Source organism: Pseudomonas sp. Q2-TVG4-2 (genome assembly GCF_013620795.1).
Classification (GTDB): domain Bacteria; phylum Pseudomonadota; class Gammaproteobacteria; order Pseudomonadales; family Pseudomonadaceae; genus Stutzerimonas.
In genome coordinates this window covers 950772-966018 of record NZ_LGLW01000001.1, presented here as the reverse complement: position 1 = coordinate 966018, position 15247 = coordinate 950772, and the positions used below count along the sequence as shown (strand labels likewise).

Genomic DNA, 15247 nt, shown 5'->3' with positions numbered 1-15247 from the left:
TGCGCCACTCAAGCTGCATCGCGTGCGCCCTCGTTGCGGAAGGCCGCGACCTTATCCATCAGCGCTTGGAGAATCGCCGCCGAATCGCCGATGACCGACAGGTCCGCGCGTTTGATCATGTCGCAGCCCGGATCCAGGTTGATTGCCACCACCTTGTCGCAGGCGCCGATACCCTGCAGGTGCTGGATGGCGCCGGAGATTCCGACCGCCAGATAGACCCGCGCTGTGACCCAGGTACCGGTTGCGCCGACCTGGCAGTGACGCGGCATGAAGCCATCGTCCACCGCGACCCGGGAGGCCCCCTTGGTGGCGCCTAGCACCTGCGCGGCGCGGTGGAACAGGTCCCAATCTTTCACGCCGTTGCCGCCGGAGAGAATGAATTCCGATTCGGCCATGGGTATCTGCGCGGGATCGACGGCAACCGGGCCGAGATCTTCGAGCCGCGGCAGGCTACGGGCCACGACGACCTGCAGCTCCACCGGCAGCACTTCGTGGCGGGTCTCGGCGACGGGTTCGGCGCACTCGGCGGCGGCCAGGATCAGCTTCGGCAACGGCCGCTGCAGGTCTTCGCGGCCCGCGCCGGCACGCCCGGTGCAACGGGCTTCGTCCACCTGCCAGACACGTGTAGCCGGGCGCTCGTCCAGCTTGGCAGCCAGACGGCGGCCAAGCTCGGCGCCGCCGCCACGGCTGTCGGGTACCAACCAGTGACGTGGATTGAGATGATGTTCGACGGCAACCAAAGCCTGCAGGCGTTGCTCCGGCGCGTAGCCTTCGTACTCGCTGCCTTCGAGATGCAGAAGGCGGTCGACGCCGGCCGTGTCCAGGGCGGTTTCCTTGTAGTCGCCGAACAGCACCGCCAGTACCGCTCCTTCGGCCCCTGCCAGTTTGCGCGCCAGGCCGAGCAGGTCGCGGTCGTGGCTGGAGAGTCGGCCACCTAGCATGTCCGGCACCACGACGATGTGAAAGCTCGGCTGTTCGACGCGATGCAACGGTAGTTGCAGCGCTTCCCTGGACACGGCGCCCTTGTTGTTGCCGCCTTGCTGGGCACCGCTGCGGTCAATGCGCTTGATTCCGTTGGGGCCGATAAAACCGACGGCGTGGGGATTCTTGCGAATGACGCCGTTGGGACCCATCCAGCTCGTATCGCCTTTGGTCTGCATCGCTGTGTGCAGCGGATGCAGGCGGTTGCGGGCGATCCACTCGGCGCGGGGATCGCGACGGATGATGTTCATGACAGGGCCTCCTGGTTCGGGGCGCTTTCCCTAGGCGCGAGCGTGCTCGCGAACGGGTCAGTGCAGAAGTCCGGGCGTTTCGCGAGCAAGCTCGCTGCTGCAGGTTGGTATCGCAAAAAATGGCGCCTGCTCATGAATGCATCTCCACGGCTTTTTCACGCTTCACCGCTGGTGGCGAGCTTGCTGGGGCTTGCGCACTTTCGATCAGCACCTCGGCCACCAGCTCGGCGATGTCCTTGATCTGTGGGCGCGGTTCGACCACGCCTTCGAGCATGGCGGTGCACTGTGGGCAGCCGACGGCCACCAGCTCAGCCCCGGTCTCCTTGATGTCTTCCATGCGCATGTCGGGAATGCGCTGCTTGCCTGGGATATCGGTGATCGGCGCGCCACCGCCACCGCCGCAGCAGCGCGAACGGAAGCCGGAGCGGGCCATCTCCTTCACCTCGATGCCGATGGCCTTGAGCACGGCACGCGGCGCCTGGTACTCGCCGTTATAGCGGCCCAGGTAACAAGGATCGTGGTAAGTCACGCTGGCGCTTTGGTGCTTGCCAAGATTCAGTTGGTCACGGGCGATGAGGGTGGCGATGTAGGTGCTGTGGTGCAGCACTTCGTAGTGGCCTCCCAGTTCGCCGTACTCGTTCTTCAGGACGTGGAAGCTGTGCGGATCGCAGGTGACGATGGTCTGGAAACGGTACTGGTCCAGGGTGGCGATATTGCGCTTTGCCAGCTGTTGGAAGGTCGCCTCGTCACCGAGTCTGCGCGCCACATCGCCGCTGTCGCGCTCCTCCAGGCCGAGCACTGCGAAGTCCACCTCGGCAGCTTTCAAGACTTTGACGAAGGCGCGCAGGGTGCGTTGGTTGCGCATGTCGAAGGCGCCATCACCGACCCAGAACAGCACGTCGGCCTGCTTCTTTTCGCTCATCAATGGCAGGTTAAGGTCAGCTGCCCAGTTGAGTCGCCCGCCTGGGGCGAAGCCGCCGGGGTTGTCGGTGGCGATCAGATTGTCCAGTACCTCGGCACCCTTGTTAGGCGTGGCGCCTTTCTCAAGGGTGAGATGACGGCGCATGTCGACGATGGCATCGACGTGCTCGATCATCATCGGGCATTCCTCGACGCATGCACGGCAGGTAGTGCAGGACCACAGGGTTTCCGCCTCGACCAGCCCCTTGCCCTCGGCAAAGACGATGGGTTGGTGCGGGTTGCCGCCGTGCTCGCCGACGGGAATACCCGGATAGGGGCTGCCGAAATAGCCCTTGTCGCTGCCGCCCGCGAGGCCGATGACCATATCCTGAATCAGCTTTTTAGGATTCAGCGGCTGGCCGGCCGCGAAAGCCGGGCAGGCCGCCTCGCAGCGGCCGCACTGCACGCAGGCATCGAAGCCGAGCAGCTGGTTCCAGGTGAAATCCTTGGGTTTTTCCACACCCAGCGGTGCGTCCGGATCATCCAGATCAAGGGCTTTCAAGCCGCTGGAGCGCGCCGCGCTGGCATTGTGGGGGTTGCGGAATCGCTCCGGACGGCGATGCCAGGCCAGATGCAGCGCACCGGCGAAGGCGTGCTTCATCGGCCCGCCCCAGGTCATGCCGAAAAACATCTCGGACACGCCCCAGGCCACGCCGACAGCCAAGACGGCCGCGAGTATCCAGCCACCGAAGCCCTCGGGCAGGATGCCGGCCACCGGCAGGGTGGCGATGAAAAAGCTGAACGAGAACATCAGCAGGCTTTTCGGCAGGCGCATCCAGGGGCCTTTCGACAGCCGCGCTGGCGGGTTGCGGCGGCGTTTGGCGACGAACAGCGCCCCGACGAACATCAGCACACAGGCACCCAACAGGGCGAAACCGAGGATCCGGTTCTGCAAACCGAAGCCATGCACGACGATCGCCAGTATCGCGGCCAGTACGAAGCCGCCAGCGGTGGCGACGTGCGTCTTGGACATGTACTTGTCGCGCTCGACCACGTGGTGCAGATCGACCAGATAGCGACGCGGCATGGCCATCAGGCCGCCCAGCCAATCGACCTTCGAGGGACGCCCGCGACGCCACATGGCGAAGCGCTTGCCGGCGCCGAGTACCGCTAGCCCGAGGGCGGCGAACAGCAGGATGGGGAGTAGGGTGTCTAGCATGATGGCTCCTAGCGAACGCATCGAAACTCAAAAAGCGCCAACTGGCCGAGGCCGGCGCGTGGGAGCGAGCTTGCTCGCGATGGCGGTGCCGACGACGTGCTCCGTCAGCCATCGCGAGCAAGGACAACCGTCCCGCTCGCTCCTACAGGGCCTGGGCTGGAAGGTCAGAAGTCCTTGCAGATCCGCAGCGCGTCATATATCGCCGCATGGGTGTTGCGCTGAGCCACGCAGTCGCCGATGCGGAACAGCACATAGCCACCGGCAGTCTTGCCATCAAGGCTGCCTAGGCAGGGCTGCGGTTGAATGGCAAACAGCGCGTCGACATCGATCTGCCCCTTGTTGAGCGAGCCTTGCTTGAGGGCGTAGTAGAGTGTTTCGTCCGGCCGTACACCGTTCTCAACCACCACCTGATCGACAACCCGCTCTTCTTTGGCACCGGTGTATTCGTTCTCCAGTACCGCCACCAGCTTGTCACCCTCGCGATAGACCTTTTCCAGCACCATGTCGCCGGTCATGATCACTTCCTTCGGGTAAAGGCTGCGGTAGTAAGTAGGGAAGCTGGTCCCCCCAACGGCCACACCGGGTTTGATGTCGTCGGTGACGATCTCGACCTTGGCACCTTTCTCGGCAATGAAGTCGGCCACCGACATGCCGGTGAACTCGCAGATGGTGTCGTAGACCAGCACGTTGTTGCCCGGTGCGACCGTGCCGTCGAGGATGTCCCAGCTGCTGACCACCAATCCTTCGTCCGCACCCCAGTGCTCGTTCTGCTCAATGAACGGGTGGCCGCCGTTGGCCAGCACCACGATGTCCGGGCGCAGATCAAGGATGGTCGCGACGTCAGCACCGGTGCCCAGGCGCAGATCGATGTTCAAGCGTGCCAGTTCCAGTTGGAACCAGCGGGTGATGCCGGCCATCTGGTCCCGCTGCGGGGCCTTGGCGGCAAGACTGATCTGTCCGCCGAGGCTGTCTTTCTTCTCGAACAGCGTGACGTCATGGCCACGCTCGGCGGCAACGCGTGCCGCCTCCATGCCGGCCGGACCGCCGCCGACGATCACCACCTTGCGCTTGGCACCGTTGGTTTTCTCGATGATGTGCGGCAGCCCCATGTATTCCCGGCTGGTAGCGGCGTTCTGGATGCACAGCACATCCAGGCCTTGGTACTGGCGGTCGATGCAGTAGTTGGCGCCGACGCACTGCTTGATCTGGTCCACCTGGCCCATCTTGATCTTGGCAATCAGATGGGGGTCGGCGATATGCGCGCGCGTCATGCCGACCATGTCCACGTAGCCGCCTTCGAGGATGCGCGAGGCTTGGTTGGGGTCCTTGATGTTCTGTGCGTGAAGCACCGGAACCTTGACTACCTCCTTGATGCCGGCAGCCAAATGCAGGAACGGCTCTGGTGGGTAGCTCATGTTCGGGATCACGTTGGCCAGGGTGTTGTGCGTATCGCAGCCCGAGCCGATCACGCCGAAGAAGTCGACCATGCCGGTGGCATCGTAGTACTTGGCGATCTCTTTCATGTCCTCATGGGTGAGGCCGTCAGGGTGGAACTCGTCGCCGGTGATGCGCATGCCAACGCAGAAGTCGTCACCCACCTCGGCGCGCACGGCCTTGAGCACTTCCAGGCCGAATTTCATGCGGCCCTCGAAGGTGCCACCCCATTCGTCGGTACGCTTGTTTACCCGTGGCGACCAGAACTGGTCGATCAGGTGCTGGTGCACGGCGGACAGCTCAACGCCGTCCAGCCCGCCTTCTTTGGCGCGGCGCGCGGCCTGGGCATAGTTGCCGATCACCCGCCAGATCTCTTCCGGCTCGATGGTCTTGCAAGTGGCCCGGTGCACGGGCTCACGGACACCGGACGGTGACATCAGGGTCGGCCAGTGATAGCCGTCCCAGCGGGAGCGGCGGCCCATGTGGGTAATCTGGATCATGATCTTGGCGCCATGCTTGTGCATGGCGTCGGCCAGATTCTGGAAGTGCGGAATGATCCGATCGGTGGCCAGGTTGACCGAGCTCCACCACTGCTGGGGGCTGTCGATCGCGACCACCGAGGAGCCGCCGCAGATGGCCAGACCGATGCCGCCCTTGGCCTTCTCCTCGTAGTACTTCACGTAGCGCTCGGTGGTCATGCCGCCGTCGGTCGCGTAGACCTCGGCATGCGCGGTGCTGATCACGCGGTTACGGATGGTCAGCTTGCCGAGCTGAATGGGTTGGAACATTGCTTCGAAAGCCATGGCGGCATCCTCTGAAAACTACTGCGCTCGGTTATGCGGCGTTGGAGGCTGGAGCGAAAATGCTCATTTACAGCAGTAAACTCCGCTTTTCGCTCCAGCCTCCGCCTTGCCTACCCTTCGCTCGCTACGTTTTCGATCACGGTTGACGTTGTTTTAGAGTGGTTTGACGCGGAACAAGCCGTGGTCATGGCCTTCCTGCGATGCGCCATAGACCTGTTCGGCGACGGTACGGATGCTGCTGCCCTTGGCTTGGAGGATCTGGTCCATGGCGCCGGCGAACCAGCCGGTGAACATGTAATCCACCGGGCGTCCGCACTGGCCGTAGACGTAGACGAAGGCCGAATGATCGAGGCGTACCTTGGCGGTGCCCGCCTCGATGTCGATCTCCTCGATCCTGAACAGGCCCCAGCCGCGCTGGGACAGGCGCTTCATGTAGTGCTCGAACACTTCAATACCGACCAGGCCGTGGCATTCGGCTTCCTTCTCACACCAGTGCCAGGCTGATTTGTAGCCGGCCTTGTAGAGAATCTCGGCATAGGCTTCGGCGCCGAGTACTTCCTCGATGCCGATGTGGTTGTTGACGAAGAAATGCCGGGGCACGTAGAGCATCGGCAGCGCGTCGGTGGTCCAGACGCCGGTTTCGTCGTCGACCTGGATGGGCATTTCAGGGGCGTGTGTGGACATGTGGATCAACTCCGAATTCAAGTCAGGTGTAGGGTGGATGGGGGCGCCTAGCTGGCGCTTTATCCATCCACCGCAAAGGTGAATTGGTGGATGAAAAAAGCGTCATCCACCCTACGGTCGTTTATTCGCCCCAGACTTCGGAGAGAACGCGCACCCAGTTCTCGCCCATCACCTTGCGCACCGTGCGCTCGGGCATTCCGCGCTTGAGCAGGGTTTCGGTGAGGTTGGGGAATTCGCCGACCGTACGGATACCCAGCGGGTTAACGATCTTGCCGAAGCTGGTCAGGCGGCGGGCGTAGCCCTTGTCGTGGGTCAGCCACTCGAAGAAATCCTGGCCGTGACCCTGGGTGAAGTCGGTGCCGATGCCGATGGCATCCTCGCCGACGATGTTCATCACGTATTCGATGGCCTCGGCATAATCGTCAACGGTCGAGTCGATGCCCTTGGCGAGGAACGGCGCAAACATGGTCACGCCGACGAAGCCACCGTGGTCGGCGATGAATTTCAGTTCTTCGTCTGACTTGTTGCGCGGATGTTCCTTGAGGCCGGACGGCAGGCAGTGCGAGTAGCAGACCGGCTTGTTGGACGCCAGGATGACTTCTTCGCTGGTTTTGCTGCCGACGTGGGAGAGGTCGCACATCACGCCGACGCGGTTCATCTCAGCGACGATTTCATGGCCGAAGCCGGACAGGCCGCCGTCGCGCTCGTAGCAGCCGGTGCCGACCAGGTTCTGGGTGTTGTAGCACAGCTGCACGATGCCCACGCCGAGCTGCTTGAAGACTTCGACGTAGCCGATTTGGTCCTCGAACGCATGGGCATTCTGGAAGCCGAACAGAATGCCGGTTTTGCCCAGCTCCTTCGCCTTGCGGATGTCGGCGGTCGTGCGCACCTGCATCACCAGGTCGCTGCATTCACGAATCAGCTTCTGGCTGGCGGCGATGTTGTTCATGGTGCCCTGGAAGCCTTCCCACACCGAAACGGTGCAATTGGCAGCGGTCAGGCCACCCTTGCGCATGTCTTCGAAGAGTTCGCGGTTCCATTTGGCGATAATCAGACCATCAATGACGATGCTGTCGGCGTGCAGTTCGGTTGGGCTCATCAGGTCACTCCCCAGTACGGCGCATCGAATCTTTTGTCGACGCTTTGCGGCAGCTTATCCCTGGGGGGGATGTCGTCCCGATGCAAAAACGACCGGGGTATTGCTTAAAACGTCAGGACCGGTTCTCTGGGTGATATAGCGCCGATTGGCGGGCTCAACGAGCAACGGCCGGGTAATTCTGGTGGTGCGCCTGTTGCTAGCGCAGTGACCGGCGAAGGAGGGCGCAAGGCAGGATTGCGGCGCGCATGTTCGTCGGCGACGCTAAGCAGGAATTGCCGGGTGCTCGTGGCGATCCTGATTCGGGCTTCTGGCGAAGCGGGCCCGGTAGCAGCGGGAGAAATACGACGGGGATTCGAAGCCGCTGGCCAGGCCCACCTCCAGCACGCTCAGGTCGCTCTGACGTAACAGTTGGCGGGCCTTGTCCAGGCGCAGAGCGAGGTAAAAGCCCGATGGGGTTTCGTGCAGATGCTGGCGGAACAGCCGCTCCAACTGGCGAGGCGTGACCTGGACCAGTTCGGCCAGTGCCTGGGAGCTGAGCGGCTGTTCGCAGCAGCGCTCCATCTCGGCGATGACCCGCGTCAGCTTTTTGTTGTGTATGCCATAGCGATTGGCGATCTGCATCCGCTGGTGGTCTTGTCGCGAGCGGATGCGACCGAGCACGAACTGCTCGGAAACCGCCACAGCCAGGGCTTCACCATGATCGCGACCGATCAGTGTGAGCATCAGGTCGAGTGTTGCGGTGCCACCGGCACTGGTTATGCGCCGGCCGTCGATTTCGAAGAGCTCCTGGGTAACGGTCAGGCGCGGATAGCGTTCCGCAAAGGCATCGATGGCTTCCCAGTGCAGGGTCAGGCGTTGCGTGTCGAACAGGCCGGCTTCGGCCAGTACGAAGCTGCCGGTGTCGATGCCTCCCAGCGCTGTGGCCGTGCGGTCGGCCTGGTGCAACCAGCGCGCCAGCCGCGCATCGAACCGGGCCAGCGGCTCGAAGCCGGCGACCACCAGCAGCGTATCGTCGGCACCGAGCGGCTGCAGGGCGGCGTCAACGTTCAAGGACATACCGTTGCTGCCGGTAACCGGGCCAGCGTCGAGGCTGAGCAGATGCCACCGGTATAGCTCGCCGCGCAAGCGATTGGCCACGCGCAGCGGCTCGATGGCGGACATCAGACCCATCATCGAGAAGCCGGGCAGCAGCAAGAAGCAGAAGGTCTGGGGCATGCGTGCGTTCCTCGTACGGATTTTCCCACTAAAAGGCGGCTAAGCCATCGCAGCAAGCAAACAGGTCGTTTCCGTTCAACAGATGGTCGCTAAGGTTCGCTCTGGGCCCCGGCGCGCTGCGTAATCTGACCCCATCGGCGCCGAACAGGCCCGATTGCGGAGGGAGTCGCCTGGCTCCATCAGAACAATGACGTTAACCGTAAGGCTGGGAGTATCAATGAAAGATCTCAATGCGTTAGGGTCTGTTCCCGTTTCGTCGCAAGCCGCGTTGCTGTGCCAAATGTCGCCAGGCAAGGCGCGGGGCGCAGGCAATGGTTGTTCCCTTGTCAAGTCCCGCAACGCCGCCTGGCGCCATTTGCCGCGCAACCCGAAGGGCCGGGCCTGTTTTTCCGCGATACTGCGTTTCTCGTCGCTCATTTGGAACAACCAAACCTCGCTTCTCGTGCCTTGTCTCGCGAAAAAACAGGCGCCGGCGCGGCCGCGAACGAAACGGGAACAGACCCTTGCCACCTGTTGTTTGCTCACCCTGTTGGCTTCACCGGTCCTGGCCGCCGACGACGCCAGTTGCCAGAAGGTCCGTCTCGGCGCAGTGGGCTGGACCGATGTGGTCGCCACCACCGCTGTCGCCGCCGAACTGCTGGATCGTCTGGGATACCAAAGCACACAAACCCAAGCCTCGCAGCAAATGATTTTCGCGGGGATCCAGCGCAAGCAGATCGACGCGTTCCTCGGCTATTGGAAGCCGATCATGGATGAAAATATCCAACCCTTCCTCGCCAACGGCGCGGTCAAGGTCGCTGCCGAGCCCTCGCTGAACGACGCGGTCGCTATCCTCGCGGTACCCACCTATACCGCCGAGGCGGGCCTGCGAAGCTTCGCCGACATCGCTCGATTCAAGGACCAGCTGGACGGCAAGATCTACGGCATCGAATCCGGCTCTGGCGCCAATACGGTGATCCAGCAATTGATCGACAGCAACCAGTTCGGCCTTGGCGAGTTCAAGCTGATCGAATCCAGCGAGGCGGCGATGCTCACTGCGGTCACTCGTGCGGTGAAAGATCGCCAGCCAGTGTTGTTTTTCGGCTGGAAGCCGCACCCGATGAATATCCAGATGCCCATTACCTACCTGACCGGCAGCCAGGATGCCTTTGGCCCCAATGATGGCGCGGCGAGCGTGTCCACCGTTACGGCGCCAGACTTCGCCGCGCGCTGTCCGAATGCTCACCGGTTGCTCACCGGCCTGCGCTTCACCAGCGCGCAGGAAGCTGAGCTGATGGAGCCGATCATGGCACGCGAGGCTCCGGCTTCTGTCGCTCGCGCCTGGCTCAAGGCCAACCCGGCCGTGGTCAGTAGCTGGCTGGACGGGGTCACCAGCTTCGACGGCAAACAAGGCGCCCAGAGCGTGGTTGCCAAGGCCGAATAACGCTCCGCTCGCACCCCTGCAACCAGAACACAACCTGTGCGCGGTTCGCCGCGCATGGTTTCCGATTGCCCCGAACAAAGGACAACCCCATGAACTATGAAGTCATCGTCACGTGCGCCGTTACCGGCGCCGGCGACACCGTCGGCAAGCATCCCTCGATCCCCGTGTCTCCCAAGGAGATCGCCAGCGCCGCCATCGAGGCGGCCAAGGCTGGCGCCACAGTCGCCCACTGTCATGTGCGCGACCCCCGGACCGGTAAGCCAAGCCGCGACGTGGCTTTGTACCGGGAGGTGGTAGAGCGCATCCGCGAGAGCGACACCGACGTGATCATCAACCTCACCGCCGGTATGGGCGGAGACCTGGAAATCGGCCGCGGCGAGCAGCCTCTGGAGTTCGGCGTCGGCACCGACCTGGTCGGCCCGCTGGAGCGGCTCAAGCACGTCGAGGAGCTGTTGCCGGAGATCTGCACCCTGGATTGCGGCACCCTGAATTTCGGCGACGGCGACTTCATCTATGTCTCGACGCCGGCGCAACTGCGCGCCGGCGCCAAGCGCATCACCGAACTGGGCGTGAAGGCTGAGCTGGAGATCTTCGACACTGGCCATCTGTGGTTCGCCAAGCAAATGCTCAAGGAAGGCCTGCTCGAAGACCCACTGTTCCAATTGTGCCTGGGCATCCCATGGGGGGCGCCGGCCGACACCACAACCATGAAGGCCATGGCGGACAATCTGCCGGCCGGTGCTACCTGGGCCGGTTTCGGCATCGGCCGCATGCAGATGCCGATGGTCGCGCAGGCCATGTTGCTTGGCGGCAACGTGCGAGTGGGGCTGGAGGACAACATCTGGCTGGACCGTGGCGTGCATGCCAGCAATGGCCAACTGGTCGAGCGTGCCGTCGAGATCATCGAGCGCCTCGGAGGCCGTGCCCTGACCCCGGCCGAGGGCAGGGCGAAGATGAATCTCAGATCCCGCTGGTAGGTTGCCGAGCGCACTTATGCCCGCTAACACCCATACTCGGCCCGGATGCGATCCGGGCCAGATCGAATTGCACGTCCCGGCTGCGCTGGGGCTAGGAGCATCCATGGCCTTCATCACCGACATCAAAACCTTCGCCGTCCTCGGCACTGGCGTGATCGGCGCCGGCTGGGTCGCGCGCGCCCTGGCTTGTGGCCTCGATGTGGTCGCCTGGGACCCGGCGCCCGGCGCCGAAGCGGCGCTGCGACAGCGCATCGCCAATGCCTGGCCGGCCCTGCAAAAACAGGGGCTGGCGCCCAGTGCGTCGCAACAGCGCCTGCGTTTCGCTGAGACCGTCGAGGTCTGCGTGAGGGACGCAGACTTCATCCAGGAAAGCGCCCCTGAACGCTTGGCGCTCAAATGCGAGCTGCACGCCCAAATCAGTGCCGCCGCGCGCCCGGACGTCATCATCGGATCGAGCACCTCGGGGTTGCTGCCCAGTGAGTTCTTCGTCGACGCGGTGTGCCCCGAGCGTTGCCTGGTCGGGCATCCCTTCAACCCGGTCTATCTATTGCCTTTGGTGGAGGTGGTCGGCGGCGAGCGGACCGCACCGGAGGCCATTCAGGCGGCTATCCAGATCTATCAGGCGTTGGGCATGCGCCCCTTGCATGTGCGCAAGGAGGTGCCGGGCTTCGTCGCTGACCGCCTCCTCGAAGCGCTGTGGCGCGAGGCGCTGCATCTGGTCAACGATGGGGTGGCCACCACTGGCGAGATCGACGATGCGATTCGTTTCGGTGCCGGCTTGCGCTGGTCGTTCATGGGCAGTTTTCTGACCTACACTCTGGCCGGTGGCGATGCGGGCATGCGCCACTTCATGACACAGTTCGGTCCGGCCTTGGAGTTGCCATGGAGCTACCTGAAAGCCCCTGAGCTAACCGAGTCGCTGATCGACAGCGTGGTCGAGGGCACTGGCGAGCAGCAGGGTCAACGCAGCATTGCCGAGCTCGAGCGCTTCCGCGACGACTGCCTGCTGGCCGTGCTCGGTGCTATCAAGACGACCAAGGCGCAGCATGGTTTCGCTTTCAATGAATGAACATGCCAGCTCAACGGTCGAGCATTCGCCAACTCGATAACTCACGATGGTCTCGACCAGCCTGGCTTTGCCAAAGGACACACATCAGCATGCTCAGCACCTATCGCACCACCATCCTGCCCGAGTGGGTCGATTACAACGGTCATCTGCGTGACGCCTTTTACCTGCTGATCTTCAGCTACGCCACCGATGCACTGATGGAACATATCGGCCTCGATCAGGCCGGGCGCGAGCGCAGCGGTCATACGCTGTACACCCTTGAGTGCCACCTGAACTATCTGGCCGAGGTCAAGCTCGGTGCCGAGGTCGAGGTGCGCACCCAGTTGGTGGCCCACGATCGCAAGCGCCTGCATGTCTACCACGGCCTTTATCGGCCCGGAGATGAACAGCTGCTGGCGGCCAATGAGCAAATGTTGATGAACATCGATCGCCACGCTGGACGCTCGGTACCCTTCGATGACGCGGTGCTGGCCCAGGTGCAGGCGTTACAGGAGACGCAGGGTGGTCTACCCAGGCCCATCCATGTCGGACGGGCCATAGGGCTGCCGGGTTGAGCCTGGCATTAGTCTGGAGCCGGAAGGCTTCTCTCGGACCGCTGACAAAAAAAGCCAAAGCCAAAGCTTCGCCCCAAGGGTGGGCCTCCTACAAAATCAAAAACACCCTGCCAAGCCTAAGCCGGGCCACTTGTCGTGGGAGGCGCGACCCGCGGCGAATGCTGACTTAGGCCTGTCGATGAACCATGGACGGGTCACAAGGCGGAGCGCACAAAGCAGCTTTTGAAAAAACGAAACCCGCCAGAGCGGCGGGTTCGTCTTCAACTCGAAGGGGAGTCGGAAAGCTCCAACATTGGCATCCGGAGGCTAGGTGAGTTTGCCACCGCCACACGCAATGATGTAGCTCACATTCCCGTTCAGGCGGCGCTGAACATCCGGTGCGGGTCGATGACGAATTTCTTCGGCACGCCGGCATCGAACTCGCCGTAACCCTTGGGTGCCTCGTCCAGGCTGATCACCTGTACGCCGACCACTTCGGCGATGTTGATCCGATCCCACATGATCGCCTGCATCAGGGCGCGGTTGTACTTCATTACCGGGGTCTGGCCAGTGTGGAAACTATGGGATTTGGCCCAGCCCAGGCCGAAGCGGATGCTCAGGCTGCCCATCTTCGCCGCGGCATCCACCGCACCGGGATCTTCGGTAACGTAGAGGCCAGGGATACCGATCTTGCCGGCGACCCGTACCACGCCCATCAGTGAGTTGAGCACGGTAGCCGGCGCCTCGTGCTGCACGCCGCTGTGACCATGGCCGCGAGCCTCGAAGCCCACGCAATCGACGGCACAGTCAACTTCCGGCTCACCCAGCAGGGCGGCCACCTGTTCGTGCAGTGGGGTGTCCTGGGACAGGTCGGCGATCTCGAAACCCTGGGCCTTGGCATGGGCCAGACGCACGGGATTGACGTCGCCGACGATCACTACCGCGGCACCGAGCAGACGCGCCGAGGCGGCCGCCGCGAGACCGACTGGACCGGCGCCAGCGATATAAACTGTGCTGCCGGGGCCGACCCCGGCGGTGACCGCACCGTGGTAACCGGTGGGTAGGATGTCGGAAAGGCAGGTCAGGTCGCGGATCTTCTCCATCGCCTTGTCGCGGTCCGGCAGTTTGAGCAGATTGAAGTCGGCGTAAGGCACTAGCACGTACTCGGCCTGGCCGCCGGTCCAGTCTCCCATGTCGACGTAACCGTATGCACCGCCGGGGCGCGCCGGGTTGACGGTCAAGCAAACGCCGGTGTGCATTTCCTTACAGCTGCGGCAACGGCCACAGGCGACGTTGAACGGTACCGAGACCAGATCACCGAGTTGCAGGTTTTCGACGTCGCTGCCTTTCTCGATCACCTCGCCGGTGATTTCGTGGCCGAGTACCAGGCCGGTCTGGGCGGTGGTGCGTCCGCGAACCATGTGCTGGTCCGAGCCGCAGATGTTTGTGGAAACGACGCGCAGAATCACGCCATGCTCGATCTTGCGCCCACGCGGGTCCTGCATCTTGGGATAGTCGATGCTCTGCACTTCGACCTTGCCTGCGCCGAGGTAAACGACGCCACGATTATCAGCCATCTGCCTTTCTCCTTTGTTTTTGTGAATACAAGGCGCGGCGGAGGCCGCGCGGGCTTGTAGTGGAGCTGTCAGTTGCCGCCTGGCTGGCTTGCCGAACGCATTGCCAAGCCGCTTTTATGGTTAGGGCGTATGCCGTGCTTCTGGAGCCAGCTTGCTGGCGATCCTCTGGTGGCTTGATTGCAGCAGGCTGGCTCCTAAAAATGCGAAGTGCTATCGGGGTTACAACACCACCGTTCGGTTGGCGTGAAGGAACACGCGTCGTTCGAGGAAATAGCCGACCGCCTTGGCCAGAGTCAGGCATTCGATGTCACGGCCCTTGGCGATCAGGTCCTCGGGGTAGTGGGTGTGGTCCACTGGCTCGACGCCCTGGGCAATGATCGGGCCTTCGTCGAGGTCGTTGTTGATGAAGTGCGCGGTGGCGCCGACCAGCTTGACGCCCTTCTGGTACGCCTGGTGGTAGGGTTTCGCGCCCTTGAACCCGGGCAGCAGCGAGTGGTGAATGTTGATGGCTCGGCCGTCCAGGGTGCGGCACAGCTCGGGTGAGAGAACCTGCATGTAGCGCGCCAGGATCACCAGTTCCGCGCCGCTGTCCTCGATCACCTGTAGCACCTTGCGCTCTTGCGCCGGCTTGTCCTGAGGATCGAGCGGAAAATGGTAGTAGGGGATGGCATGCCAGCGCGCCAAGGGCTCGAGGTCCGGGTGATTGGAGACCACGGCGGCGATATCCATCGGCAACTGGCCGATGCGCTGACGATAGAGCAGGTCGTTCAAGCAGTGATCGGACTTGGAAACCATGATCACTACCTTGGGCCGGTAGCCTGGGGGTGTCAGCTCGGTATGCATGTCGAACGGCGCGGCACGGTCGATCAACCCGGCCCGGAAACTCCCCTCGTCGAAGCCGGCGGGTGCGCGAAATTCGACCCGGATAAAGAAACGGCTGACCAGGCGATCATCGAAGCTGTGGTGCTCGGTGACGTAACAACTCTGCTCGAACAGATAGCGTGTCACCACGTCGACCGTGCCAAGCAGGCTCGGGCTGTGTGCGGTGAGAATCCAGGTATCGGGCGTGCGGCTCATGTTTA

General features: G+C 62.8%; 12 protein-coding genes. 4 read left to right on the top strand and 8 right to left on the bottom strand.

The annotated features are described in order from the left end of the window. Positions 1–8 precede the first annotated feature (8 nt). From H3028_RS04670 to H3028_RS04645, 6 genes are all read right to left on the bottom strand, one after another. Positions 9–1232 carry an electron transfer flavoprotein subunit alpha/FixB family protein gene (locus H3028_RS04670; protein ID WP_181295883.1) on the bottom strand — a complete coding sequence of 408 codons (1224 nt, stop codon included), beginning with the start codon at positions 1230–1232 and terminating at the stop codon, positions 9–11. Between the two features lie 130 nt (positions 1233–1362). Next, a complete protein-coding gene (dgcB, locus tag H3028_RS04665; RefSeq protein ID WP_181295882.1) occupies positions 1363–3351 on the bottom strand; it encodes a dimethylglycine demethylation protein DgcB in 1989 nt (662 codons plus the stop codon). Positions 3352–3515: 164 nt separating this feature from the next. Further along, positions 3516–5588: a dimethylglycine demethylation protein DgcA gene (gene dgcA / locus H3028_RS04660; RefSeq protein WP_181295881.1), complete on the bottom strand. Its 2073-nt coding sequence runs from the start codon at positions 5586–5588 to the stop codon at positions 3516–3518. 153 nt (positions 5589–5741) lie between these two features. Next, on the bottom strand, positions 5742–6272 hold the full coding sequence (locus H3028_RS04655) for a 4-vinyl reductase (RefSeq protein WP_181295880.1): 531 nt from the start codon (positions 6270–6272) through the stop codon (positions 5742–5744). Between the two features lie 121 nt (positions 6273–6393). After that, positions 6394–7371: a dipeptidase gene (locus tag H3028_RS04650; RefSeq protein ID WP_181295879.1), complete on the bottom strand. Its 978-nt coding sequence runs from the start codon at positions 7369–7371 to the stop codon at positions 6394–6396. 261 nt (positions 7372–7632) lie between these two features. Further along, the gene (locus H3028_RS04645) at positions 7633–8586 is read right to left on the bottom strand and encodes a GlxA family transcriptional regulator (protein WP_181295878.1); all 954 of its coding nucleotides are present in this window, start codon (positions 8584–8586) and stop codon (positions 7633–7635) included. Positions 8587–9115: 529 nt separating this feature from the next. Here H3028_RS04645 and choX point away from each other — a divergent pair. From choX to H3028_RS04625, 4 genes are all read left to right on the top strand, one after another. After that, the gene (choX, locus tag H3028_RS04640) at positions 9116–10009 is read left to right on the top strand and encodes a choline ABC transporter substrate-binding protein (RefSeq protein WP_375154388.1); all 894 of its coding nucleotides are present in this window, start codon (positions 9116–9118) and stop codon (positions 10007–10009) included. A gap of 89 nt (positions 10010–10098) precedes the next feature. Further along, complete coding sequence (locus H3028_RS04635) at positions 10099–10986, top strand: 3-keto-5-aminohexanoate cleavage protein (RefSeq protein WP_181295877.1); 888 nt, start codon at positions 10099–10101, stop codon at positions 10984–10986. Positions 10987–11089: 103 nt separating this feature from the next. Further along, positions 11090–12055 (top strand): L-carnitine dehydrogenase, encoded by a 966-nt coding sequence (locus tag H3028_RS04630; RefSeq protein ID WP_181295876.1) that lies wholly within the window; start codon positions 11090–11092, stop codon positions 12053–12055. An 89-nt stretch (positions 12056–12144) separates the two neighbouring features. Further along, positions 12145–12609 (top strand): thioesterase family protein, encoded by a 465-nt coding sequence (locus H3028_RS04625; protein WP_181295875.1) that lies wholly within the window; start codon positions 12145–12147, stop codon positions 12607–12609. 356 nt (positions 12610–12965) lie between these two features. Here the strand turns inward: H3028_RS04625 and fdhA are convergent, their stop codons facing one another. Both fdhA and H3028_RS04615 read right to left on the bottom strand, forming a co-directional pair. Next, the gene (gene fdhA / locus H3028_RS04620) at positions 12966–14165 is read right to left on the bottom strand and encodes a formaldehyde dehydrogenase, glutathione-independent (RefSeq protein ID WP_181295874.1); all 1200 of its coding nucleotides are present in this window, start codon (positions 14163–14165) and stop codon (positions 12966–12968) included. 219 nt (positions 14166–14384) lie between these two features. Then, complete coding sequence (locus H3028_RS04615) at positions 14385–15242, bottom strand: formyltetrahydrofolate deformylase (RefSeq protein WP_181295873.1); 858 nt, start codon at positions 15240–15242, stop codon at positions 14385–14387. Positions 15243–15247 lie beyond the last annotated feature (5 nt).